Source organism: Cupriavidus sp. USMAHM13 (assembly GCF_001854285.1).
Taxonomy (GTDB): domain Bacteria; phylum Pseudomonadota; class Gammaproteobacteria; order Burkholderiales; family Burkholderiaceae; genus Cupriavidus; species Cupriavidus malaysiensis.
In genome coordinates this window covers 2030459-2053637 of record NZ_CP017752.1, presented here as the reverse complement: position 1 = coordinate 2053637, position 23179 = coordinate 2030459, and the positions used below count along the sequence as shown (strand labels likewise).

Sequence of the window (23179 nt, the reverse complement as noted above, 5' to 3'; positions counted from 1 at the left end):
CACACGCTGGCGCCCCCGCTCAGAACCCTTCCAGCACGATCTTGCCGCGCGCGCGCTGGCTCTCCAGCAAGGCATGGGCGCGCTTCAGGCTGGCGGCGTCGATGGTGCCGAAATGCTCGCCCAGCGTGGTGCGCAGCGTACCGGCATCGACCATCGCGGCAACCTGCTCCAGCAGCTCGTGCTGCCGCACCTGGTCGTCGGTGGCGAACATCGAGCGCGTGAACATGAACTCCCAGTGCAGCGACACGCTCTTGCGCTTGAGCTTGCGGAAATCGACCAGCTCCGGATCGTCGATCAGCGCAAAGCGGCCCTGCGGGCGGATCGCCTCGACGATCTGGTCGAAGTGGCGGTCGCTCTGGTTCAGGCTGGCCACGTAGTCGACCTCGCCCACGCCGACGCGGCGCAGCTCCTCGGCCAGCGGCTTGCTGTGGTCGATCACCTCGTGTGCCCCCAGCTCGCGCACCCAGTCGGCGGTCTGCGGCCGCGAAGCGGTGCCGATCACACGCAGTCCGGTGAGCCGGCGCGCCAGTTGCACCAGGATCGAGCCGACCCCGCCGGCGGCACCCACCACCAGCAGGCTGCGCCCGCAAGGATCGCGCTGCTGCGCCACCTGCAGGCGGTCGAACAGCAGTTCCCAGGCGGTGATGGCGGTCAGCGGCAGCGCGGCGGCGTGGGCGAAGTCCAGCGAGGATGGCATGTGCCCGACAATGCGCTCGTCGACCACATGCAGTTCGCTGTTGGTGCCCTGGCGCTGCAGCGCGCCGGCGTACCAGACCCGGTCGCCCGGACGGAACAGCGTGACCTCGGCCCCCACCGCCCGCACCACGCCGGCCGCATCCCAGCCCAGCACGCGCGGCTGCCCCGCGGCGGGCGGCATATTGGCGCGCACCTTGGTGTCGACCGGGTTGACGGAGACGGCGCGCACCTCGACCAGCAGGTCGCGCGGGCCGGGCTCGGGCGCGGGGAGCTCGACATCCCGCAGTGAATCGGGGGCCTCGATGGGCAGGTTCTGGTAGAAGGCGACGGCTTTCATGGCGGGCTTCCCGGGATCGGGTCGATCGGGTCGGAGACATGTGCCCATCTTCCCCGCGCGGCGGCGACAGAAACAGCCCCGCGGCGCCGATTCAGTTTCCGCGCGGGAGCGAAAATCCCCCTCCCGCCCCGGCCCGCTATTCCGGCTCCCAGGCCTTGCCGCGTGTGCGCGCCTCCACCTTCAGGCGCTGCTGCAGCGCGGCCTTGGCCAGCATGTGGGCACTGATCGGCGCGGTCAGGAACAGGAAGGCGGTGATCAGCAGCTCGTGCAGGCTCAAGCCGGCGCCCTGGCTGCTGAAGGCCACCACCGAGCCGGCCACCACGCCACCCACGCCGAGCGTGGTGGACTTGGTGGGTCCGTGCAGGCGCATGAAGAAGTCCGGCAGCCGGTACAGGCCCAGCGAGCCGACCAGGATGAAGACGCTGCCGATCAGCAGCAGCGCGCAGGCGGCAAGTTCCGCGGCGAACGACATAGCTTCTCCTCTCCTATTGCATCTCGATGATCTTGCCGCGCTGCAGGTACTTGGTCAGCGCGACGGTGCCCAGGAAGCCCATCACGGCGATCAGCAGCGCGATCTCGAAGAACAGCGCCGAACGCAGCCAGATGCCGTACAGCACGATCAGCGCGATGGCGTTGATATTGAGGGTGTCGAGGGCGACGATGCGGTCGGGCAGTCCCGGCCCCTTGACGAGGCGGGCGCAGGCAAGCAGCACCGCCAGGCCGACGATGGCCATGCAGACCGGGATCACGATGGCGAGCATACGAAGATCTCCTTCAGTGGCGCCTCATAGCGCGTCTTGATCAGGGCCGTCAATGCGGCCTCGTCCTGCAGGTCGAGCACGTGCACCAGCAGGCGGCGGCGGTCCTCGCTCAGCTCGACGCACAGGGTGCCGGGCGTCAGCGATACCACGCTGATCAGCGCCGTCAGGGCGATCTCGTGGTCGACATCGAGCGGCACCTCGATGAAGGCCGGGCGCAGCCGCGCCGGCGGGCCCAGCACCAGCAGCGCGACCTCCAGGTTGGCCATCACGATGTCGTACAGCACCACCAGCGCCAGCCGCAGCAGCAGCCAGGGGTGGCGCACCTGCACCGGGCGCAGCCATAGCCCCTTGTCCATCACCAGCGCGATGGCCCAGGCCAGCACGGCCCCGGCCACCCAGTCGGCGGCGGAGAAGCCATTGGACAGCAGCAGCCACAGCAGCAGCAGGATGGCGCTCAGCCAGGGATGGGGAAACAGGCGCTTCAGCATGGTTCAGCCCTCCCTGCCCAGCACGGCCTGCACATAGCCGTTGCGATCGAGCAGCTGCGCGGCGGTGGCATCGAGGTAGGCGGTCAGCGGCCGCGCGAACAGCACCAGGGCCACGCCGGCGCCCACCAGGATGGCGCAGCAGGCCAGGCGCGCGCCATCCGGCTCGGCGTGGCCGCCGCCCTCGCGCGGCAGGCGCCACAGCAGGCGCGTGCCGGTGCGGCTGACCGCCACGATCAGCAGCAGGCTGGACAGCAGCAGCACCGGCCACAGCACCGCCGCCTGCGCCAGCGGCACCGCGCGCATCAGCAGGAACTTGCCGAAGAAGCCCGACAGCGGCGGCAGGCCGACCGCCGCCACCGCGGCCAGCAGGAACAGCACCGCCGGCAGGCTGCCGTGGCGGGCCGGCGGCGGCTCATGCTCGCCATGGCCGCCGTGGCCGCCGTGGCCACCATGAGCCGGCGCGGCGGCAGGCGCGGCCGCGCTGCCTTGGCCCGGCTCCAGGCAGTCGGCCAGCAGGAACAACGCCGCCGTGCACAGCGTGGTGCTCAGCAGGTAGTAGAGGGTAGCGCTCCAGGCCGCCGCGCCGGCCAGGCAGACGCCGGCCGCCAGCAACCCCACCGAGGTCATCACCAGGTAGGCGGCGAGCTGGCTCAGCCGGGTCGAGGCCAGCGCCCCCAGCGCGCCCAGCACCATGGTCGCCAGCGCCAGCCACCACAGTCCGTGGCGCAGGAAGCCGGCCAGCAGCCCGGCCTCGGCGCCGAACACCAGCGCGGTGAAGCGCAGGATGGCGTAGATGCCGACCTTGGACATGATGGCGAACAGCGCCGCCACCGCGCCGCTGGTGCTGGCATAGGCGCGCGGCAGCCAGAAGTAGAGCGGGAAGACCGCCGCCTTCAGCCCGAACACCAGCATCAGCAATACGCCGGCCGCGCGCGCCAGCGGCAGCGTGCCGGCATCCAGGCGCGCCAGCCGCACGCCGAGGTCGGCCAGGTTGAGCGTGCCGGTGACGCCGTACAGGATGCCGATCGCGACCAGGAAGAAGGACGAACCCGCCAGGTTGATCAGCACATAGTGCAGCCCGGCGCCGACACGCTCGCGCCCGCCACCGTGCACCATCAGCGCGTAGGAGGCGATCAGCAGGATCTCGAAGAACACGAAGAGGTTGAAGAGGTCGCCGGCCAGGAAGGCGCCGTTCAGCCCCATCAGCTGGAACTGGAACATGGCGTGGAAGTTGCGCCCGAGCCGGTCGTCGCCACGCGCGGCGTAGAGTACGGCGGCGGTGGCCAGCAGCGCGCTCAGCACCAGCATCAGCGCGGCCAGCCGGTCGAGCTGCAGGGCGATGCCATAGGGCGCCGGCCAGTTGCCGAGCGCGTAGACCTGGATGGCGCCGCCGCTCGCCTGGGCCAGCAGCCAGGCCGCCAACGGCAGCTGCAGCAGTGTGGCGGCGACGCCGATGCCGCGCCGGTACCCCAACCAGTGCACCGGTACCATGGCCAGCAGGCTGCCGGCGAACATCGGCAGCAGGATGGGAAGCAGCAGGCCGTGGTTCATGCGCCCTCCCCCGGGCGCGCGGCCGGCATCGCGATCGTATCCGCAGGCTCCGCCGCCTTGCCGGCATGCTCGTGCGCCGGTTCCGCGCGCCCCTGCTCCATGCGCTCCGCTATGCAGCCGTCGACATGGTCGCTGTCCGACAGCCCCAGCGAGCGCAGCGCCAGCACCATGACGAAGGCCGTCATGGCGAAGCTGATCACGATGGCGGTCAGCACCAGCGCCTGCGGCACGGGATCGGCATAGGCCGCGCCGGGCGCGATCACCGGCGGCTTGCCGGTCGACAGCCGCCCCATCGCCAGCAGGAACAGGTTGACGGCGTACGACACCAGGGTCAGTCCCATCACCACGGAAAAGATCCGCGCGCGCAGCAGCAGGTAGACCCCGCAGGACATCAGCACGGCCAGCGTCATGGCATAGGCAGCTTCCATCAGGCGTTCTCCTCTTGCACTTGAAGTCCGGGCTGTTCCTGCCGTTCCTGCTGTTCCTGCCGTTCCGGCTGCATTTCGCGATGCTTGACGCCCAGGTGCGACAGGATCAGCAGGGTCACGCCGATCACCGCGAGGTAGACCCCCAGGTCGAAGATCATCGCCGTGGCCAGCTCGATCTCGCCGAGCAGCGGCAGGTGGAAGTGGCCGAAGGCAGCGGTCAGGAAAGGGGCGCCGAAGGCCCAGCTGCCCGCTCCCGCCAGGCCCGCCAGCGCCACGCCGGCGCCGGCCAGCGCGCGGTAGTCCAGCGTGATGCGCGCCTCCGTCCACAGCACGCCGTTGGCGACGTACTGCAGCAGCAGCGCCACCGCCGTCACCAGCGCGGCGATGAAGCCGCCGCCGGGCAGGTTGTGGCCGCGCAACAGGATGAAGACGGCCACCATCAGGGTGAGCGGCAGCATCAGCCGCGCCAGGATCGAGAGCAGCAGCGGATGCCCCTGGCGCGACCACGGGAAGCCGTTGGGCCCCAGGCCGGGCACCGGCAGCCGCATACCCTTGAGCAGGGCCTGCACGGCCAGCGCGGTGACCACCAGCACGCAGACCTCGCCCAACGTATCGAAGCCACGGAAATCCACCAGGATCACATTGACCACGTTGTGGCCGCCACCGCCCTCCACGGCGTTGGCGAGGAAGAAGTCGCCGATGCTCTGGTAGGGCCGCGTCAGCACCGCATAGGCCGCGCCGCCGAGCGCTCCGCCGGCCGCCAGCGCGATGGCGATGTCGCGCAGGCGCCGCCCCGGCCCGGGCGCCGGCGCGGCATCGACCGCGAGCGTGCTGCGCGGCATGAAATACAGCGCCAGCACCAGCAGCAGCACCGTCACCACCTCCACGCTGAGCTGGGTCAGCGCCAGGTCCGGCGCCGAGAAGCGCGTGAAGGCCAGTGCCACTAGCAGGCCGCAGGCACTCAGCAGGATCAGCGCGGTCAGGCGGTGCCGGTGGCTGGCCACCACGCCGAGCGCGCCCAGCGCCAGCAGCGCCATGCCGGCCGCGGTGGCGCCGTCGAGCGGACCGGCGGCCAGCGGCCCCGCCAGCGGCGCGGAGCCGGCCGCGCCCTGCCACCACGCCCAGGCCGGCAGCAACACCATGGCCGCCGCCAGGCAGGCCAGGTAGCGCTGCACCGAGCCATTCTCCAGCGCGCGCGTGATAGCGCGCGCGGTGCCCTCGGCCCAGGCCATCGCGGCCTCGAAGCGGTCGCGCGCGTTCCACGGCTGCAGGCTGACGAAGTAGCGGTGGAACACGCCGCGCCGGCGGAAGAACAGCACGGAGCCGGCCGCCATCGACACCGCGCTCATCAGCAGCGGCAGGTTGAAGCCGTGCCACAGGCTCAGGCTGTAGGCCGGCGGCGGCCCGCCCAGCGTGGCCACAGACGCCGCCGCCAGCAGCGCGCCGACGCTCAGCGAGGGCTCCAGCCCCACCACCAGGCAGATCACCACCAGCACCTCCACCGGGATCTTCATGTAGGGGCTGGGTTCGTGCGGCGGGTAGTGCGGCAGGTCCTCCGGCCGCGGCCGGCCGTCGAAGAACACACCGTAGATGAAGCGCAGCGAATAGCAGACCGTGAGCGCGCCGGCCAGCGTCGCCAGCGCCGGGATGACCCAGTTGAAGCTGCCCAGCAGTTCCTGCGCAAGGGTCTCGCCGAAGAACATCTCCTTGCTGAGGAAGCCGTTCAGCAGCGGCACGCCGGCCATCGACAGCGATGCCACGCTGGCCAGCAGCGCGGTATGCGGCATGTAGTGGCGCAGGCCGCGCAGCCGGTTCAGGTCGCGCGTGCCGGTCTCGTGGTCGATGATGCCCGCCGCCATGAAGAGCGACGCCTTGAAGACCGCATGGTTGAAGATGTGGAACAGCGCGGCGACCGTGCTGAGCTGGGTGTCGAGGCCGAACAGCAGCGTGATCAGGCCCAGGTGGCTGATGGTCGAGTAGGCCAGCAGGCCCTTCAGGTCTTCCTGCAGCAGCGCCATGGCGGCGCCGACCACCAGCGTGGCCAGGCCGGTCATGCTGACCAGGTAGAACCACAGGCCGGTGCCGTCCAGCACCGGGTAGAGCCGGGCCAGCAGGAAGACGCCGGCCTTGACCATGGTGGCCGAGTGCAGGTAGGAGGAGACCGGCGTCGGCGCCGCCATCGCATGCGGCAGCCAGAAGTGGAAGGGAAACTGCGCCGACTTGGTGAAGGCCGCCAGCAGCACCAGCACCAGTACCGCCGGATAGAGCGGATGCTTCTGCACCGCACCCGCCTGCGCCAGGACCGCGCTCAGCTCGAAGCTGCCGGCGATATGGCCGAGCAGCAGCACGCCGGCCAGCAGCGCGAGGCCGCCACCGCCGGTGACCGTCAGGGCCATGCGCGCGCCCTTGCGCGCGTCGGCGCGGTAGGACCAGAAGCCGATCAGCAGGAAGGAAACCAGGCTGGTCATCTCCCAGAACACCAGCAACTGCAGCAGGTTCTCCGACAGCACCACGCCCAGCATCGCGCCCATGAAGAGCAGCAGCAGGGTGAAGAAGCGGATGGTGGAGCGGCTGCGCGGCAGGTAGTAGCGCGCGTACAGGCAGACCAGCAGGCCGATGCCGAGCACCAGCAGGGCGAAGGCGAAACCGAGCCCGTCCAGGCGCAGGCTCAGGTTGAGTCCGGCGGACTCCAGCCAGGGCCGGCGCCAGACCAGCACGTGGCCGCCCAGCACGCCGGCGCCGACGCCGGCCAGCAGCGCCAGTCCGGCCAGGGGCGCGGCCAGCGCGAGCCAGCTCGCGCGGTCCCCCGCGGCGCGGTACGCCAGCGGCAGCAGCGCGGCGCTCAGCACGGGCAGCGCTATCAGCAGGATCATCACCATGCAGTTCTCCCCTTGTCACGCGACATGCCGGCACGGGAGCCCGCGCCCCGGTGGCGGCCTCGCCTGGGCCTCTCCGGGCCGCCGCCGTCCGGGCTCCATCATGACACAGGACGGTGGCCGCTCGCGCGCGAAGTGCGCTGCCCGCATCGCCGGCGCTTCCCCCATCGCCCGCTCGCCCGCCCCAAGCGACCGCTCAGCGGCGCACGGCGCGCGCGTGGTGGCGGCCGCGTCCGGCGCCGAGGCGGAGGGTGTCGGCGCCTACCTGGTCGACGGCAAGATGGTCGACCGCCCCTTCGTCGAGCGGGCCCGCGCCATCGTTGCCGAGGCGGGCCGGCTCGGGCTGCTGCCGGGGCAGCCCGGCTGCTAGTCCACTGAATCCCTGAAATCGGTCGGTGCCTGCCATGCCAGGCGGGCTCATCGCATCGTTGCAAAGGCCGCTCGATTCCCAGATGCGGTGAGCGACCAACGCGGCCTTAACGAGCAAACCGGTCGACGACCCCGCGCCACAAGGCGTCACGTTCTGCACCCAGGTGGGCACCGCTCGCATCACCCGATGCATCCTGCCCCACCGCGAGATGGACCATAGTCAGCCGTGATTTCGGGTCGACGTAGATCGCCTGCCCATAGACACCCAGCAAAACGAAGCGCCGCGCGTCTCCGGGGAGAATCCAGGTCTGGAAGCCGTAACCGTAGTAGCGGCTGCCGTGATAGACCATCTGCCCCGGGCGAAAGGGCGCTGGCTGGCGCGAGGCGTCCGTCATGTCCAGCAGGAAGTCGCGCGTCACCACTTGCCGGCCCTGCACCATGCCGTCGTTGGCGAGCATCGCGCCCAGGCGGGCATAGTCACGCGCGGTCGCGTTGAAACCGCCTTGGGCAAACGCCGAGCCGTCGGACTCGCGCACGAGATAGCTTGCCTTGGATTGCGCCCCCATCGGCTTCCATAACGTCTCGTCGACGAAGTCGCACAGGCTGCGATGCGTGGCCCCCCGGAGCACCAGCCCCAGCACTTCCGTCTGCGCCCCCGCATAGTTGAATCGCGCACCCGGCGCATCGGCACGTTCGTTCACCTGCGCGGCGGCCGCGAGCACGCCCTGCCTGGCAGCCGTGGCGAGGAATCGCGCTCGATCGTCGCCGGCAGTGTAGTCCTCGACGTACTTGGCGCCCGAGGCCATGCGCAGCAGGTCGATGATGCGGGTTCCGCCGTACAGGGTGCCCGCCAACTCAGGCACGTACTGGTCGACCTGATCCTGCAGCGAGCGCAGGCTGCCCTCCTCCAGCGCCTTGCCTATGGCAAGTGCCACCAGCGTCTTGGCCATCGAGTTGGACAACATCCGCATGTGCTGCGTGCGGTCGTACCCGTCGTGCTCGGCCAGGATCACACCGTCCTGCACGATCAGGACGGCGGTTGCCCGCTGGTGCTGCATGTAGTCCGCCAGCGTGTAATCGTGGCCGCGAAAGCGATAGCGGACGTCCGCTTCCTTGTCTGCACTCATGAGTGGCACCGGCTGATCGGCAGGCGCCAGCTCGCAAGACGGTGCGAGCCGATCCATGCCGCTGAAGGAGCCGACGATGTAAGCGGGATCGTGGATGCGTGCCAGTGTCGGCGCCAGCGGATAGCCTTGCTTCCGGCCCAGCAGCTCTTCGTCGGGGGATGCCGCGGCGACGCGGCAAGCAAGCAGCCCACAGGCCGCATAGAGTGCGAGTGCTTTCATCAATGGCATCGGGATCGGTCGGCTCGGGCCTGGTCCGCTGGATCATTGGATTTCGCTCGAATACTCGCATACGGAACATTGACGGGCGAAATTCAAATCATAAGACGCTTGCGTCCTGGGAGACAATCGTGACTAGCGCCCGGCTTGGTGCGAGGTGCTTCCCGAAACAGTACCAACTGGCTTCCGGTCATTGAATCTTCATATCATTCGCGCTGTGCACAAGCATCGGAGCCGACAACCATGAGGGCACGGCAGCCATCTTCCCCTACCGGCATCACTCCCGAGGCCTACGTCGGGCACGTCCGCCACGCGCTGCAGCCGCTGGCCGATCCGGCCGCGGCCGCCCGAATGCGCGCCTACATGCGCGATCAGTTTCCGTTTCTCGGCATTCCCACGCCGGCCCGCCGGCGGGCACTGCGCGCGCTGCCGACCGTGCCATGGCGCGACCGCGAATGGGTGGCCGTCGCGCAACGGCTTTGGCGCGAACCCGAGCGCGAGTACCGTTATGCAGCCGCGGATCTGTTGCGCAAGTACGCAAAGCGGTTCGATCCCGTGCACATCGCACCGATCCTCGCGCTCGCCCAAGCCGAGCCATGGTGGGACACCGTCGACAGCCTGGCCGTGACGATCGGCACCGTGATCGCGCGTGAGCGCAAGACCGGCGCCGACGCGCAGGCGCGCGCCGACGCCTGGATCGAGCACCGCTCGCCGTGGGTGCGGCGTATCGCGATGCTCCACCAGCTGGGCTGGCGGCTGGAGACGGACGAGGCGCGCCTCTTCCGCTACGCTCGGACGCTGGCGCCGGAGTCCGACGTCTTCGTCCGCAAGGCAATCGGCTGGGCCCTGCGCGACTATGCGCATTGGAATCCGGCTGCCGTGTCGGCATTCCTCGCCGCGCATCGCGACCACCTTTCCGCGTTGACGGTGCGCGAGGCCAGGAAACACTTGGAAGCTTGACGACTGGCGTCACGTGGATTTTCAGCGGCGAATGGCGGGGGGACTCAGTCGCCCAGCTGCACGGCCGCGACCGGGATGCCTTGTGCGTCGACGATGAGGTGAGGCCTGCGGCCGAGCTCGCGCCGGTCCGTTGGGTTGTGGCCCGTCAATAGCCTCTCAGGGGTGCCCGAAGCGTGCCAGGCAATGCCACACGCGCTTCAGCGCCTGCGGGTCATGGGCACCGCTGCGCGCGGCTTCGCCCAGCATGGCCGGGGTCAGCACGCCGCCGCGCGCCAGGGCCCGGCCCAGCCGCGCGACGTCCGCGCCGCGGTAGTCCTGGTGGGCGATCAGCACGTCGGCATGCACGCGAAAGCCTGCGTGCCATTCGATGGCGCATGGCAGCCCCGCCGCCAGCGCCTCGACCTCGGTACCGCGGAAGCTCGGATCGAGCACCAGCGCCTCGACATCGTCGGCCAGGCGCAGCGGCCCGTGGACATGGGCCTCGATGTAGCCGTCCAGCAGGTCCGCATCCGGCCGCATGCGCGCGGCGGCGACCAGCGGCAGCAGCGCCATGCGGCCGGGCACGCCGAAATGCGCCGGCTCGAAGAAGCTGTCGGGGAAGCAGAACGTGCAGCGCGCCAGCACCTCGGCGCGCAGGCGCAGGTGGGCCGAGCCGAAGCGCGGCGAGCCGCCGGCGCCGCCGCGCCGGTCGTCGAGCGCGCCGTACTTGGGCCGTTGCGCCGCCGGCTCGCCGTCGTAGGCGCCCTCGAAGATACGGCTCTCCCAGCGCCAGCGCTCCCCGCCCGGATGGGCGCTCAGGCCGCCGTTGCTGGTGCCGGTCTCGAACTGCGAGCGGTAGACACCGTCCACCGCCAGCCGGCGCAGGATGGGCTCACCGTCGTGCAGCCGGTCCGGATGGAAGTTCAGGGTGATGCGCAGGTCCGGGGCGAGCGGTCCCCCTGCGCTGCGCGCGGCGACACCAGCCAGCGCCCGTGCCTGCGGCGAGCCGGGTGGCGGCAGCCAGGCGGCAGGGCGGGACGGGCGGGATTCCGTTGCGGGTGGCATCTTCGGCGGCGTTGGACGCAGTTGCCGTCGATTATCCGCAATGGCCCCGCATCGCGCCAGCGCCGGCTCCCTGCCCCCGGCATCCGCGCCTCCAGCCAGTTCGCGCAAGACATCCTGGCCCGCCTTGCTTAGCCTTTGCAGCCAGCCCGGCTTCCGGCCCCCGACTGCCGGCGGCCGGCGCCGCCAACCCGCCCGCCACGCCAGGAGACACGTACAGATGAGCGCCACCCCGCTGGACCTGCCGGCCGACCGCTTCGGCGGCCAGCCCTCGCCCCTGCCCGCCATCGGCATGGCCCACTGGTTCACCGGCCGCGCCTGCCGCAGCCCCGAGCGCCCCGCGCTGAGCTTCGAGGGTGAGACCTGGAGCTACGGCCGCCTGCTGGCCGAGATCGAACGGCTCGCCAGTGTGCTCGACGCTGGCGGCGTGCGCCCCGGCATGCGGGTCGGCTACCTCGGCTTCAACCACCCTGCCTTCCTGCTGGCGCTGTTCGCCAGCGCCAGGCTGGGCGCCGTCTTCGTGCCGCTCAACTTCCGCCTGACCGGCGCCGAGCTGGCCTATATCGCCAACGACGCCGGCATCCACACCCTGCTGGTCGACGGCGAGCACCTCGCGACGATCGACCCGGTGCGCGACACGCTGTGCTGCGCCCGCTACCTGTGCGTGGAGGGCGAAGCCGCCGACCCGGCGCGCTGGCCGCCGCTGGCGGCCGCGATGGACGCCGCCGCGCCCTGGGCACAGGCGCCGGTGCCGGTGGCCAGCGACGACGTGGCCGTCATCATGTACACCTCCGGCACCACCGGCCGGCCCAAGGGCGCCATGCTGACCCATGGCAACTTCTGGTGGAACCACGTCGGCGAGTTGTACACGGTGGACGTGCTGGCCGACGACGTGCTGCTGGTGTTCGCGCCGCTGTTCCATATCGGCGGCCTCAACGTGCTGCTGATGACCACCCTGCTCAAGGGCGGCCACGTTGTGCTGCACCGCCACTTCGATCCGGCACGCGTGCTGGCGGACATCGCCGCCTACCGCGTGCGCACCCTCTTCGCGGTGCCGGCCATGCTGCTCTTCATCAGCCAGCACCCCGGCTTCGCCGATGCGCCGCTGGACCACGTGCGGCAGATCGTGTGCGGCGGCGCGCCCTGTCCCGAGCCCCTGCTGCGCACCTATGCCGCGCGCGGCATCGCCGTGCAGCAGGGCTACGGCCTGACCGAGACCGCCGCGCTGGTCACCGTGCTGACCGCGGAGCATGCGCTGGCCCGGATCGGCTCGGTCGGCCACACCGCGCTGCTGATCCAGATCCGGCTGGTCGACCCCCAGGGCAACACGGTGAGCGCGCCGCACGCGCGCGGCGAGATCTGCGTGCGCGGCCCCAACGTGACGCGCGGCTACTGGAACCAGCCGGAGGCCACGCGCGCGGCGATCGACGCCGACGGCTGGTTCCGCACCGGCGACGTCGGCTATGCCGACGAAGACGGCTTCTACTATGTCTGCGACCGCGTCAAGGACATGATCATCAGCGGCGGCGAGAACGTGTATCCGGCCGAGGTGGAAAGCGTGCTGTACGGCCACCCCGCCGTGGCGGAAGCGGCCGTGATCGGCGCGCCGGACCCGCGCTGGGGCGAGACCGTGATGGCGGTGGTGGCGCTCAAGCCCGGCCACGCCTTGACGCTGGAAGCGCTGCAGGACTTCGCCGGCACACGCCTGGCGCGCTACAAGATCCCGCGCCGGCTCGAACTGGTGCCGGCGCTGCCGCGCAACCCGACCGGCAAGATCCTCAAGTTCCAACTGCGCGAGACCTTCGCGCAAGGCTGAGGACGCGGCCGGGCTCAGGGATGAGGCTCAGGGCGTGATGGCCACCTTCAGCACGCCGTCGCGCTGGCTGCCGAAGAGTTCGTAGGCCTCCACGATGTCCGCGAGCGGGTAGCGGTGGGTGACCAGCGGCCCCAGGTCGAGCCGTCCGCTCTCGAGCACCTGGATCAGCCGGCGCATGCGCTCCTTGCCGCCCGGGCACAGTGACGTGACGATGCGGTTGTCGCCCAGTCCGGCGTGGAAGGCATCGAGCGGGATGCGCAGGTCGCTCGAATACACGCCGAGGCTGGACAGCGTGCCGCCGGGCTTGAGCACGCGCAGCGCGGCTTCGAAGGTGCCCTGCGTGCCCAGCGCCTCGATCGAGGCATCGACGCCGCGGCCCCCGGTCAGGCGCAGGATCTCGCTGACCACGTCGACCTGGCGGAAATTGAGGGTGACGTCGGCGCCCATCTTGCGCGCGATCGCCAGGCGCTCGTCGAGGCCGTCCACCACGATGATCAGGCCGGCCCCGCGCAGGCGCGCGCCAGCGGTTGCGCACAGCCCGATCGGCCCCTGCGCGAACACGGCCACGATGTCGCCGATCTTGATGTCGGCGCGCTCGGCGCCGGCGAAGCCGGTGGACATGATGTCGGGGCACATCAGCACCTGCTCATCGCTGAGCCCGTCGGGAATCGGCGCCAGGTTGGCCTGTGCGTCGGGCACCAGCACGTATTCCGCCTGTGCGCCATCGATGGTGTTGCCGAAGCGCCAGCCACCCATCGGCTTGTAGCCGTGACCATGGCATTGCCCATCCTGCGAGGGCACGCCATCCTGGCAGGCATAGGAATGGAAGCTCGGGCAGATCGCGCCGGCCAGCACGCGCTGGCCTTCCTGGTAGCCCTTGACCTCGCGCCCCAGTTTCTCGATCACGCCGACCGGCTCGTGGCCGATGGTAAGGCCGTGCGCCACCGGGTATTCGCCCTTGAGGATATGCACGTCGGTGCCGCAGATGGTGGTGGTGGTGACGCGCAGCAGGGCGTCGCCCGGGCCCACTTCCGGGATCGGCTTTTCCTGCAGGGCGATCTTGCCGGGACCGAGAAAGACGGTGGCTCGCATGTTTGCCATGGTGCTCTCCGTGGAGACGGTGTCGGGAAGATCATTCTAGGCAGCGGGTGCCGGCGTGAACTTGATGAAAGGCAAGGATGGCGGGGAACGTTCGCGACGGCGGCCCGGCGGCGCGACTGCAATGCGCAGGACTGGCTGATCTGGCATCGCGCAAGGCAGGCCGCGGCCGATGGCAGTGCGTGTGTGGACTAGAATGCGCGGTACCGGCCTCGCCGCCGGCGGGAGCCATCGCCTGTGCGCTGCGCGCCGCCCTGTGCGCCGGAGGCCCGCCTGCCGCGCCGCCCATGTTGCGGCGACCGGTTTCCGCCAGGAGAGATGTCACGATGACCGTGCCGACCACCGACTCGCCTATCGCCTCATCCGCCGCCTCATCCGCCGCCTCATCCGCGACCGCCCCGATGCCGGCGCTGCCCATGCGCGTCATGCTGCGCGACGGCCGCGAAGTCGTGCTGCGCGAGATCTGCGGCGCCGACAAGGCGGCCGTGCTCGATGCCTTCCACCATCTGTCGGCGGAGTCGCGCCACTCGCGCTTCATGGCGGCCATGCGGGAACTGCCGGAAGACCTGCTCGAATCGACCACCCATCCCCTGCCGGCGCGGGAATTCGTGCTGGTGGCGGCGGGCAGCGAGGACGGGCACGAGGCGCTGTTCGGCGGCGCCCGCTTCGTGCGGCAGGCCGGACACGCCTGCGAGTTCGCCGTCACCGTGGCCGACAGCTGGCACGGCAGCGGCCTGGGGCGCCAGTTGATGCAGGTGCTGCTGGAGGTGGCGCGCGCCCGCGGCTATCGGCAGATGATGGGCTATGTGCTGGCCTCCAACACGTCGATGCGCGCGCTCGCCCATCGCCTCGGCTTCGCCGACGAAGCCTGTCCGCAGGACCCCACGCTGCGCATCGTCACCTGCCCGCTGGCGGAGCCGGCGTCCGGCGCCGCGTCTTAGGAGACCCTTACTCCAGCGCCACGCCCTTCAACTCGGGGATCAGCAACAGCGTGGCCACCATGTCGAGCAAGTACAGGCCGGCCAACAGCGCGATCGCCACCGGGAAGGAGTAGGTGGCGGCCAGCGCGCCCACTACGATGGGGCCGAGCCCGCCCACCGCGCGGCCGATATTGAACAGCACGTTCTGCGCGGTAGCACGCGCCGCGGTCGGGTAGGCCTCGGAGATCAGCGCGCCATAGCCGCCGATCATGCCGTTGACGAACAGGCCCATCAGCGCGCCGGCCCACAGCATTGCCAGCGGATCGCTCAGGCGCGCGTAATACAGCACCATGCCGACCGCGCCGGCCTGGAACAACAGGAAGGTCGGCTTGCGGCCGATGCGGTCCGCCAGGTGGCCGAACAGGCAGATGCCGGCCATCATCCCCAGCACCGTCACCGAGGTCCACAGCGCGGACTTGGTCAGGGAGAAGCCCAGGGTCTTGGACAGGTAGGTCGGCAGCCAGATCATGATGCCGTAGTAACCGAAGTTCTGTACCGAGCACAGGATCACCACGCCCAGGCTGATACGCGCGGTACGGGCATCGGCGAGCAGCAGCCGGAAGGCGTTGGCGCGCGGCCGTTGCGCCTGGCGCACGAACAGCTCCGGCTCGTGCAGCCGGTTGCGCAGCACCCAGGCCACCAGCGCCGGCAGCACGCCCACCAGGAACATGCCGCGCCAGCCGATCAGCGGCAGCAGCAGCGGCGTCAGCAGCGAGGCCATCAGCACCCCGGCCTGCCAGCCCAGCGCGACATACGACGAGGCGCGCGCCCGCTTGGCCGCGGGCCACGCCTCGGCGGCCAGCGCCATGCCGATGCCGAACTCTCCACCCAGGCCGATGCCGGCAATGGTGCGGTAGACCAGCAGGTCGTGGAAGCCCTGGGCAAAGGCGCACAGGCCGGTGAACACGGCGAACAGCACGATGGTCCAGGTCAGCACGCGGATGCGGCCGTAGCGGTCGCTGAGCGCGCCGAACAGGATGCCGCCGGCCACCGCGCCGACCAGGGTCCAGGTCACCAGCGCGCCGGACTGCCCGCTCGACAGGCCCAGCGAGGCACTGATGGCAGGCAGCATGAAGCCGAGGATCAGCAGGTCGAAGCCATCCATCGCATAACCCACCGTGGAGCCGGCCAGGGCCTTCCAGGCATAGGCGCTGTGCTGGGGCGGGGACAGTTCGGCGGACGGCGATGCCGCGGCCTTGGCGGGGGCTTGCATGGGGGACGCTCCTCCTGTGTTGTTGGCGTCATGGCAGGATCGCGGCGCGTCCCGGGGGGCGCCGCGGCGGGCAGTGTACCGCATGGCACAGGAGCGGCATGGCGCGGGGCGCGGGCGGCCCTTGCGCCGGCGCCCCGGTAGTGGAAAGATGCCGTGACGCGGCCGGCTCGGATCCTTCTCCGCCTATTTGCGCCCTTCACGGCATCCGCACCCTTCGCGCAGACCCGACGCCACGCCACCCCCTGCCCACTGCACAGGACGAGGCCACCATGCACCTCAAGCAGATCGCAGACGCGTTCGAAGCCGCCGCCCCCGGCACGGACGCCTTCCTGGCCGTCAAGGACGGCACCCGCGCGCTGATCGCACGCGATCCCGCCCACGCCAGCGCCTACTACCTGCTCTACGGTTTCGCGCGCTCCTACGTGCTGCTGCATGAGGACGAAGGCATCTCGCCCGAGTTCGCCGAGGCGGCCAGGCACCAGCTGATGGGCTATCTGCGGCGCATCGAGGCAGCCGTCCCGCTCGGGCCGGCCGTACTGCTGGACGTGATGAACGGCGTGGTGCGCGACCACGAGGCGGCGCCGCAGGCATTCTGAGGCGGGCGGGAAGAGCGCCGGCAGCGGCCCGGCGCGCCCCGCCTGAGCATTCCTGCCAAGCGTGCTTGCCGGATCGGCCATTTCCCGATGCGGCAGCCGCCGCTACAGTGGGCCCCGAGCCCCCAGGCGTCGGGCGCGCCACCCCTGCACGACCGGCGCGCCCGCCCGGCGCCTCCGCCACCGTTTCTCCATCGCTAGCCACAGGCCATGAAAACTCCCGCCATCCAATCGCTGCTGATCGCCAACCGCTCCGAGATCGCCATCCGCGTGATGCGGGCGGCGGCCGAGATGAACATCCACACGGTGGCGATCTACGCCAAGGAAGACCGCCTCGCGCTGCACCGCTTCAAGGCCGACGAGAGCTACCTCGTCGGCGCGGGCCGCAAGCCGCTGGAAGCCTACCTCGACATCGCCGACATCCTGCGCGTGGCACGCCAGACCGGCGTCGACGCGGTCCACCCCGGCTACGGCTTCCTGTCGGAGAACCCGGAGTTCGCGCAGGCGGTGATCGACGCCGGCATCCGCTGGATCGGGCCGCCGCCGGACGTGATGCGCACGCTGGGCAACAAGGTCGCCGCGCGCAACGCGGCGGTGGCGGCGGGCGTGCCGGTGATGCCGGCCACGCCGCCGCTGCCGCGCGCGCTCGACGCGTGCCGCCGGCTGGCGGCCGAGGTCGGCTACCCGCTGATGCTCAAGGCCAGCTGGGGCGGCGGCGGGCGCGGCATGCGCGTGCTGGAGAATGAGCAGGACCTCGAAGCCATGCTGCCGATCGCGCGCCGCGAGGCGCTGGCCGCCTTCGGCAACGATGAGGTCTACGTCGAGAAACTGGTACGCAACGCGCGCCACGTCGAGGTGCAGATCCTCGGCGACCAGCACGGCAACGTGGTCCACCTCTACGAGCGCGATTGCACGGTGCAGCGCCGCAACCAGAAGGTGGTCGAGCGCGCCCCGGCCCCCTACCTGGACGACGCCGCGCGCCAGTCGCTGTGCGCCTCGGCGCTCAAGCTGATGCGCGCGGTCGGCTACACCCATGCGGGCACCGTCGAGTTCCTGATGGACGCCGACAGCGGGCGCTTCTACTTCATCGAGGTCAACCCGCGCATCCAGGTCGAGCATACGGTGACCGAGATGGTCACCGGGATCGACATCGTCAAGGCGCAGATCCGCATCACCGAGGGCGGCCGCATCGGCCTGACCGAGGACGAGCACGATGCCGCCGGCACGCTGGTGGCGCGTGCCGCCGGCGTGCCGCCGCAGGAGCGCATCGCGCTGAACGGCCATGCCCTGCAGTGCCGCATCACCACCGAGGATCCGGAGAACGGCTTCCTGCCCGACTACGGCCAGCTCACCGCCTACCGCAGCGCCTCCGGCTTCGGCGTGCGCCTGGACGCCGGCACCGCCTACGGCGGCGCCGTCATCACCCCCTACTACGATTCGCTGCTGGTCAAGGTGACCACCTGGGCCCCCAGCGCCCACGAATCGATCCGGCGCATGGACCGCGCGCTGCGCGAGTTCCGCATCCGCGGCGTGGCTTCGAACCTGCAGTTCCTCGAGAACGTCATCAACCACCCGGCCTTCTCGCCGGGCGAGGTCACCACCCGCTTCATCGACAACACGCCGGAGCTGTTCTCCTTCGCCAAGCGGCGCGACCGCGCCACGCGCCTGCTGCGCTATCTCGGCGAAGTCGCCGTCAACGGCAACCCCGAGATGAAGGGACGCGCCCTGCCGCCGCTGCCGCTGGCCAGGCCGGTGCTGCCCGCGCAGCCCGCCTGGACCGATACCGCCGTGCCGCCGGGCACGCGCGACCGCCTGCGCGAGCTGGGTCCCGAGGGCTTCGCCCGGTGGATGCTGGCCCAGCAGCGCGTGCTGCTGACCGACACCACGCTGCGCGACGCCCACCAGTCGCTGTTCGCCACCCGCATGCGCACCGCCGACATGCTGCCGATCGCGCCCTTCTACGCACGCGCCCTGCCGCAGCTGTTCTCGCTCGAATGCTGGGGCGGCGCCACCTTCGACGTGGCCCTGCGCTTCCTCAAGGAGGATCCGTGGCAGCGCCTGGCCAAGCTGCGCGAGGCGGTGCCGAACATCCTGTTCCAGATGCTGCTGCGCGGCTCCAACGCGGTCGGCTACACCAACTATGCCGACAACGTGGTGCGCTTCTTCGTGCGCCAGGCGGCCACCGCCGGCATCGACCTGTTCCGCGTGTTCGACTCGCTCAACTGGGTCGAGAACATGCGCGTGGCCATCGACGCGGTGCGCGACAGCGGCGCGCTGTGCGAGGGTGCGATCTGCTATACCGGCGACGTCTTCGACGGCGCGCGCGCCAAGTACGACCTCAAGTACTACGTCGGCATCGCGCGCGAGCTGCAGCGTGCCGGCGTGCACATCCTCGGCATCAAGGACATGGCCGGGATCTGCCGCCCGCGCGCCGCGGCCGCGCTGGTCAAGGCCATCAAGGAGGAAACCGGCCTGCCGGTGCACTTCCACACGCACGACACCAGCGGCATCTCGGCAGCCTCCGCTCTGGCGGCGATCGAGGCCGGCTGCGACGCGGTGGACGGCGCCCTCGACGCCATGAGCGGGCTCACCTCGCAGCCCAACCTGTCGAGCATCGCCGCCGCGCTGGCGGGCAGCGAACGCGATCCGGGCCTTGACCTGGAGCGTCTGCACGAGGCCTCCATGTACTGGGAAGGCGTGCGGCGCTACTACGCGCCGTTCGAGTCCGACATCCGTGCCGGCACCGCCGACGTCTACCGCCACGAGATGCCCGGCGGCCAGTACACCAACCTGCGCGAACAGGCGCGCGCGCTCGGCGTGGAGCACCGCTGGACCGAGGTGTCGCGCGCCTATGCCGAGGTCAACCAGCTGTTCGGCGACATCGTCAAGGTCACGCCGACCTCCAAGGTGGTGGGCGACATGGCGCTGATGATGGTGACCAACGACCTGAGCGCCGCCGACGTGTGCGATCCGGCCAAGGAGATCGCCTTCCCCGAGTCGGTGGTCTCGCTGTTCAAGGGCGAGCTCGGCTTCCCGCCCGACGGCTTCCCGGCGGCGCTGTCGCGCCGGGTGCTCAAGGCGGAGCCGCCCGCTCCCTACCGCCCCGGCGACCGCCTGCCGCCGGTCGATCTCGACGCGGCCCGGGCGCAGGGCGAAGCCGCCTGCGGCCGCGCGCTCGACGACCAGCAGCTCGCCTCCTACCTGATGTACCCCAAGGTGACGGTCGACTACTTCACGCACCGGCGCAGCTACGGCGACACCTCCACCCTGCCCACGCCGGCCTTCTTCTACGGCCTGCAGCCGCAGCAGGAGATCGCGGTCGACATCGCCCCGGGCAAGACGCTGCTGATCGCCCTGCAAGGCGTGCATGCCGCGCAGGAGGAAGGGATGTTCAAGGTGCAGTTCGAGCTCAACGGCCAGCCGCGCATGGCGCACGTGGAGAAACACGCGGCGCCCGCCGCCGGCGGCCCGGCCGCGGGCTCGCGCAGCCGCCCCATGGCGGAAGCCGGCAATCCGCTGCACGTGGCCGCGCCGATGCCGGGGGCGGTGGTGACGGTGGCGGTCAAGCCGGGGCAGCATGTCAGCGCGGGCAGCGTGCTGGTGTCGCTGGAGGCGATGAAGATGGAGACCCACCTGACCGCCGAGTTCGACTGCGAGATCGCCGCCGTGCACGTGGCGCCGGGCGACCAGGTGCCAGCCAAGGCCCTGCTGCTGGAGTTGCAGCGCAAGTAGGGCGGAACCGCGCCCGCGCCGCCGAGCGCCGGCAGGCCGCGGGCGGGCCCGCCATGAGGGGAAAGCCCCGCCGGCTCAGGCCGGCCGGGGCCTTCAGGCCGGCGCGAAAGTCGGCACCGGCGCGCCACCCTCGGCGGTGGGCGAGAACTTCACCTGGACGCGCTGGCCGATGCGCACCGTGTCGAGGTCGCAGTCGACGATATTGGTCATCATCGTCACGCCTTCGTCCAGCGTCACGTAGGCGATGCAGTACGGGGTGGGACCGGCGCGGCGGGTCACGCTGTACGAGTAGATGGTGCCGCTGCCGCTGGCCGGCTTCCACTCGGTCTCGCCGAGGCAGAAGGGGCACAGCGCGCGCGGGTACCAATGCACCTTGCCGCAGTCCTTGCAGGCCTTCACCAGCAGCCGGCCCTCGCGGGCGGCCTGCCAGAACGGCGCGTTGTCGGGCTGTTCGTCGGGGGCGGCGAGCGGGGCGGGAACGTAGGGAGTCGTCATGTCTTTACTCTCGTTCGAGGATCAGGGTGGCGCTGCCGTGGCGCGAGCCCAGGTAGCCGCCGGTGCCTTGCGCCAGCGCCAGGCCGCAGTCCTTGACCTGCACGGCCGGATGCGCCTCGCCACGCAGCTGGCGCACCGCCTCGATCACCTTGGTGATGCCGCCGCGGTTGGCCGGGTGGTTGTTGCACAGGCCGCCGCCATCGGTATTGATAGGCAGCTTGCCGACGCCGGCGATCAGGTTGCCGTCCATGACGAAGCGGCCGCCCTCGCCCTTCTTGCAGAAGCCCAGGTCCTCGAGCTGCATCAGCACGGTGATGGTGAAGCTGTCGTAGATCGACGCGTAGCGGATATCGGCCGGCGTCACGCCGGCTTCGGCGAAGGCTGCCGCGCCGGAGAACTTCGCCCCCGACCAGGTCAGGTCGACCTCGCCGCCGAGCTGGCCCTTGACGTACTCGCCGGCGCCCAGGACCTTCACCTTGGGCCGCTTGAGGGTGGCGGCGATCTCGGGGCGCGCCACGATCAGCGCGCCGCCGCCGTCGGACACCACGCAGCAGTCGAGCTTGTGCAGCGGGTCGGAGATCATCGGCGAGGCCAGCACGTCCTCCACCGTGACCACGTCGCGCAGCATGGCATTGGGGTTGTGCTGGGCGTGGTGCGAGGCCGCCACCTTGACCCAGGCGAGCTGCTCGGGCGTGGTGCCGTACTGGTGCATGTGGCGCATGGCCACCATCGCGTACAGGTTGACCGTGACCGGGCTGAACGGGGCCTCGAAGGGCTGGTCCGGCAGGTTGGCGCCCCAGTTGCGCGCCTTGGTGCCGCTGGAGCCTTCCGAGCGCGGGCGGCCCGCCAGCGTGATCAGGGCGACGTTGCACTTGCCGGCGGCGATCGCCTGCGCGGCGTGGGAGACGTGGGCGATGTAGGAGGAGCCGCCGGTTTCCGTCGAATCGACGTGGCGCACCTTCAGGCCGAGGTAGTCGACCATATTGATCATGCCCAGGCCGGGGGCGTCGCCCGCGCAGAAATAGCCGTCGACGTCGGCCAGCGTCAGGCCGGCGTCCAGCAGCGCGCCCTTGGCGCATTCCGCGTGCAGTTGCGCCACGCTCTTGTCAGGGGCCTTGCGCGTCGGGTGCTCGTAGGCGCCGACGATATAGGCCTTGCCTTTGATGCTCATCGTGAGGATTCCTTTGCGGCCGCCGCGGCCGCGTGATTTCACCGCCCTGCCCGCGCTCGCGGGCGCCTGCCAGCCGGCACTCCGGCCGGCGGACGTGCGTCGGGAGCCTGCGGGCGATCGTCAATGATGGCGCAGCGGCGCGGCGCTGCCAATGGCAGAAAAGATCAAGGCGATTGACAGAAAGAGACGGCCGGCGCGCGCCGCCGTTCAGAAGATCGACTGCCCGGTCAGCGTGGTCAGCCACTCCAGCGCCTGCACGCCGGCCAGCGAATTGCCGCTGTGGTCCAGGCCCGGCGACCACACGCACACGGCCCAGCGGCGCGGCAGCACCGCGACGATGCCGCCGCCCACGCCGCTCTTGGCCGGCAGGCCCACGCGGTAAACGAAGTCGCCGGCCTCGTCATAGGTGCCGCAGGTCAGCATCAGCGCCGACAGCCGCTTGGTCGGGCTCGGTGCCAGCACGCGCTCGCCGCTCCACGGCACCACGCCGCCGTTGGCGAGGAACAGGGCGGCGCGCGCCAGTTCCTCGCAGCTCATGGTGATCGCGCACTGCCGGCAATAGGCGTCGATCACCGCCTGCACCGGCATCTCGATACGGCCGAAGCTCTTCATGAAATGCGCCATGGCCAGGTTGCGGTCGGCATGGGCCAGCTCCGAGCGCGCCACCTCTCCGTCGTAGTCGATGCCGTCCTTGCCGCACAGCCGGCGCAGGAACTGCACCAGGGCCGACTCGGCCTGCACGAAGCGGCTGCACAGCACATCGGTCACCACCAGCGCGCCGGCATTGATGAAGGGATTGCGCGGCAGGCCCTGCTCGTATTCGAGCTGTACCAGCGAATTGAAGGCATTGCCGGAAGGCTCGCGCCCGACGCGCTGCCACAGGTCCTCGCCCAGCAGCTGGAAAGCCAGCGTGCAGGCGAACAGCTTGGAGATGCTCTGGATGGAGAACGGCACGGTGGCATCGCCCACCGCATGGCAGCGCCCGTCCAGCGTCACCAGGGCCATGCCGAAGTGATCGGGCCGGACCTTGCCCAGCTGCGGGATGTAGTCCGCCACGCGGCCCTTGCCGAGCAGCGGCTGCACGTCGTCGCGGATGCGTTCGAGGATGGCGGTGTAGTCCATGCGGGCTCCGGGCAGGCGGGAATGCAGTCGTCGAGGCGGCACGGCACGGATCGCTCCGTCCGCCCGCCTGCGGGCCCAGCAGGATCCGTGCCGGGCCCGGCCGCCATCG

Annotated in this window: 20 protein-coding genes and 1 pseudogene; 6 read left to right on the top strand and 15 right to left on the bottom strand. The window is 70.5% G+C overall.

Features of this window, described 5'->3' with window-relative positions; genetic code table 11:
- Window positions 1–19: 19 nt before the first annotated feature.
- The 7 genes from BKK81_RS27325 to BKK81_RS27295 all read right to left on the bottom strand — a co-directional run bounded on the left by BKK81_RS27325 (window position 20) and on the right by BKK81_RS27295 (window position 7140).
- Window positions 20–1033: a zinc-binding alcohol dehydrogenase family protein gene (locus BKK81_RS27325; RefSeq protein ID WP_071019385.1), complete on the bottom strand. Its 1014-nt coding sequence runs from the start codon at window positions 1031–1033 to the stop codon at window positions 20–22.
- Between the two features lie 136 nt (window positions 1034–1169).
- The gene (locus BKK81_RS27320) at window positions 1170–1505 is read right to left on the bottom strand and encodes a Na+/H+ antiporter subunit G (RefSeq protein WP_071019382.1); all 336 of its coding nucleotides are present in this window, start codon (window positions 1503–1505) and stop codon (window positions 1170–1172) included.
- A 13-nt stretch (window positions 1506–1518) separates the two neighbouring features.
- Window positions 1519–1794 carry a K+/H+ antiporter subunit F gene (locus tag BKK81_RS27315; RefSeq protein WP_071019379.1) on the bottom strand — a complete coding sequence of 92 codons (276 nt, stop codon included), beginning with the start codon at window positions 1792–1794 and terminating at the stop codon, window positions 1519–1521.
- Window positions 1779–2282, bottom strand: coding sequence for a Na+/H+ antiporter subunit E (locus BKK81_RS27310; RefSeq protein ID WP_071019378.1), 504 nt, complete (start codon window positions 2280–2282; stop codon window positions 1779–1781). The genes BKK81_RS27315 and BKK81_RS27310 overlap by 16 nt, the downstream gene beginning before the upstream one ends.
- A 3-nt stretch (window positions 2283–2285) precedes the next feature.
- Window positions 2286–3833 carry a monovalent cation/H+ antiporter subunit D gene (locus BKK81_RS27305; RefSeq protein WP_071019375.1) on the bottom strand — a complete coding sequence of 516 codons (1548 nt, stop codon included), beginning with the start codon at window positions 3831–3833 and terminating at the stop codon, window positions 2286–2288.
- Window positions 3830–4261, bottom strand: coding sequence for a Na+/H+ antiporter subunit C (locus BKK81_RS27300; protein WP_083384473.1), 432 nt, complete (start codon window positions 4259–4261; stop codon window positions 3830–3832). The genes BKK81_RS27305 and BKK81_RS27300 overlap by 4 nt, the downstream gene beginning before the upstream one ends.
- Complete coding sequence (locus BKK81_RS27295; protein WP_071019372.1) at window positions 4261–7140, bottom strand: monovalent cation/H+ antiporter subunit A; 2880 nt, start codon at window positions 7138–7140, stop codon at window positions 4261–4263. Before BKK81_RS27295 ends, BKK81_RS27300 begins: the two co-directional genes overlap by 1 nt.
- A gap of 100 nt (window positions 7141–7240) precedes the next feature.
- Here BKK81_RS27295 and BKK81_RS36165 point away from each other — a divergent pair, with 100 nt between their 5' ends.
- Entirely contained in the window at window positions 7241–7507 is a 267-nt protein-coding gene (locus BKK81_RS36165; RefSeq protein ID WP_071019369.1) for a hypothetical protein, read from the top strand.
- Between the two features lie 106 nt (window positions 7508–7613).
- Here BKK81_RS36165 and BKK81_RS27285 read toward each other — a convergent pair whose 3' ends face one another.
- Complete coding sequence (locus tag BKK81_RS27285; RefSeq protein ID WP_071019367.1) at window positions 7614–8852, bottom strand: serine hydrolase domain-containing protein; 1239 nt, start codon at window positions 8850–8852, stop codon at window positions 7614–7616.
- Between the two features lie 240 nt (window positions 8853–9092).
- Here BKK81_RS27285 and BKK81_RS27280 point away from each other — a divergent pair, with 240 nt between their 5' ends.
- Entirely contained in the window at window positions 9093–9809 is a 717-nt protein-coding gene (locus BKK81_RS27280) for a DNA alkylation repair protein (RefSeq protein WP_231908103.1), read from the top strand.
- A gap of 59 nt (window positions 9810–9868) precedes the next feature.
- Here the strand turns inward: BKK81_RS27280 and BKK81_RS37120 are convergent.
- Window positions 9869–9952, bottom strand: a pseudogene (locus BKK81_RS37120) (IS5/IS1182 family transposase); the annotation flags it as partial.
- 13 nt (window positions 9953–9965) lie between these two features.
- On the bottom strand, window positions 9966–10853 hold the full coding sequence (locus tag BKK81_RS27275; protein WP_083384472.1) for a DUF3626 domain-containing protein: 888 nt from the start codon (window positions 10851–10853) through the stop codon (window positions 9966–9968).
- Between the two features lie 217 nt (window positions 10854–11070).
- On the opposite strand from BKK81_RS27275, the gene BKK81_RS27270 reads away from it, so the two are divergent.
- Window positions 11071–12666, top strand: coding sequence for an acyl-CoA synthetase (locus BKK81_RS27270; RefSeq protein WP_197523987.1), 1596 nt, complete (start codon window positions 11071–11073; stop codon window positions 12664–12666).
- Between the two features lie 27 nt (window positions 12667–12693).
- Here BKK81_RS27270 and BKK81_RS27265 read toward each other — a convergent pair whose 3' ends face one another.
- Window positions 12694–13767 (bottom strand): NAD(P)-dependent alcohol dehydrogenase, encoded by a 1074-nt coding sequence (locus BKK81_RS27265; RefSeq protein WP_071019364.1) that lies wholly within the window; start codon window positions 13765–13767, stop codon window positions 12694–12696.
- Between the two features lie 323 nt (window positions 13768–14090).
- Between BKK81_RS27265 and BKK81_RS27260 the strand changes: the two genes are divergently transcribed.
- A complete protein-coding gene (locus tag BKK81_RS27260; protein WP_335582878.1) occupies window positions 14091–14705 on the top strand; it encodes a GNAT family N-acetyltransferase in 615 nt (204 codons plus the stop codon).
- A 7-nt stretch (window positions 14706–14712) separates the two neighbouring features.
- On the opposite strand, the gene BKK81_RS27255 is transcribed toward BKK81_RS27260, so the two are convergent.
- On the bottom strand, window positions 14713–15957 hold the full coding sequence (locus BKK81_RS27255; protein ID WP_071019361.1) for an MFS transporter: 1245 nt from the start codon (window positions 15955–15957) through the stop codon (window positions 14713–14715).
- 269 nt (window positions 15958–16226) lie between these two features.
- Between BKK81_RS27255 and BKK81_RS27250 the strand changes: the two genes are divergently transcribed.
- Both BKK81_RS27250 and BKK81_RS27245 read left to right on the top strand, forming a co-directional pair.
- Window positions 16227–16553, top strand: coding sequence for a hypothetical protein (locus tag BKK81_RS27250; protein WP_071019358.1), 327 nt, complete (start codon window positions 16227–16229; stop codon window positions 16551–16553).
- 207 nt (window positions 16554–16760) lie between these two features.
- Entirely contained in the window at window positions 16761–20282 is a 3522-nt protein-coding gene (locus BKK81_RS27245; protein ID WP_071019356.1) for a pyruvate carboxylase, read from the top strand.
- Between the two features lie 93 nt (window positions 20283–20375).
- Here the strand turns inward: BKK81_RS27245 and BKK81_RS27240 are convergent, their stop codons facing one another.
- The 3 genes from BKK81_RS27240 to BKK81_RS27230 form a co-directional block, all read right to left on the bottom strand.
- Window positions 20376–20777, bottom strand: coding sequence for a Zn-ribbon domain-containing OB-fold protein (locus tag BKK81_RS27240; RefSeq protein WP_071019353.1), 402 nt, complete (start codon window positions 20775–20777; stop codon window positions 20376–20378).
- Between the two features lie 4 nt (window positions 20778–20781).
- On the bottom strand, window positions 20782–21948 hold the full coding sequence (locus BKK81_RS27235) for a thiolase domain-containing protein (RefSeq protein WP_071019350.1): 1167 nt from the start codon (window positions 21946–21948) through the stop codon (window positions 20782–20784).
- Between the two features lie 207 nt (window positions 21949–22155).
- Window positions 22156–23070, bottom strand: coding sequence for a glutaminase (locus BKK81_RS27230; protein ID WP_071019348.1), 915 nt, complete (start codon window positions 23068–23070; stop codon window positions 22156–22158).
- Window positions 23071–23179 lie beyond the last annotated feature (109 nt).

Bases quoted from the DNA above. Each gene is read 5' to 3' on its own strand.
- BKK81_RS27285 (WP_071019367.1), bottom strand. From the start codon at position 8,852: ATGAAAGCACTCGCACTCTATGCGGCCTGTGGGCTGCTTGCTTGCCGC.
- BKK81_RS27320 (WP_071019382.1), bottom strand. From the start codon at position 1,505: ATGTCGTTCGCCGCGGAACTTGCCGCCTGCGCGCTGCTGCTGATCGGC.
- BKK81_RS27250 (WP_071019358.1), top strand. From the start codon at position 16,227: ATGCACCTCAAGCAGATCGCAGACGCGTTCGAAGCCGCCGCCCCCGGC.
- BKK81_RS27315 (WP_071019379.1), bottom strand. From the start codon at position 1,794: ATGCTCGCCATCGTGATCCCGGTCTGCATGGCCATCGTCGGCCTGGCG.
- BKK81_RS27240 (WP_071019353.1), bottom strand. From the start codon at position 20,777: ATGACGACTCCCTACGTTCCCGCCCCGCTCGCCGCCCCCGACGAACAG.
- BKK81_RS27235 (WP_071019350.1), bottom strand. From the start codon at position 21,948: ATGAGCATCAAAGGCAAGGCCTATATCGTCGGCGCCTACGAGCACCCG.
- BKK81_RS27280 (WP_231908103.1), top strand. From the start codon at position 9,093: ATGAGGGCACGGCAGCCATCTTCCCCTACCGGCATCACTCCCGAGGCC.
- BKK81_RS27245 (WP_071019356.1), top strand. From the start codon at position 16,761: ATGAAAACTCCCGCCATCCAATCGCTGCTGATCGCCAACCGCTCCGAG.
- BKK81_RS36165 (WP_071019369.1), top strand. From the start codon at position 7,241: ATGACACAGGACGGTGGCCGCTCGCGCGCGAAGTGCGCTGCCCGCATC.
- BKK81_RS27255 (WP_071019361.1), bottom strand. From the start codon at position 15,957: ATGCAAGCCCCCGCCAAGGCCGCGGCATCGCCGTCCGCCGAACTGTCC.
- BKK81_RS27230 (WP_071019348.1), bottom strand. From the start codon at position 23,070: ATGGACTACACCGCCATCCTCGAACGCATCCGCGACGACGTGCAGCCG.
- BKK81_RS27260 (WP_335582878.1), top strand. From the start codon at position 14,091: ATGACCGTGCCGACCACCGACTCGCCTATCGCCTCATCCGCCGCCTCA.
- BKK81_RS27295 (WP_071019372.1), bottom strand. From the start codon at position 7,140: ATGGTGATGATCCTGCTGATAGCGCTGCCCGTGCTGAGCGCCGCGCTG.
- BKK81_RS27265 (WP_071019364.1), bottom strand. From the start codon at position 13,767: ATGGCAAACATGCGAGCCACCGTCTTTCTCGGTCCCGGCAAGATCGCC.
- BKK81_RS27300 (WP_083384473.1), bottom strand. From the start codon at position 4,261: ATGGAAGCTGCCTATGCCATGACGCTGGCCGTGCTGATGTCCTGCGGG.
- BKK81_RS27270 (WP_197523987.1), top strand. From the start codon at position 11,071: ATGAGCGCCACCCCGCTGGACCTGCCGGCCGACCGCTTCGGCGGCCAG.
- BKK81_RS27305 (WP_071019375.1), bottom strand. From the start codon at position 3,833: ATGAACCACGGCCTGCTGCTTCCCATCCTGCTGCCGATGTTCGCCGGC.
- BKK81_RS27325 (WP_071019385.1), bottom strand. From the start codon at position 1,033: ATGAAAGCCGTCGCCTTCTACCAGAACCTGCCCATCGAGGCCCCCGAT.
- BKK81_RS27310 (WP_071019378.1), bottom strand. From the start codon at position 2,282: ATGCTGAAGCGCCTGTTTCCCCATCCCTGGCTGAGCGCCATCCTGCTG.
- BKK81_RS27275 (WP_083384472.1), bottom strand. From the start codon at position 10,853: ATGCCACCCGCAACGGAATCCCGCCCGTCCCGCCCTGCCGCCTGGCTG.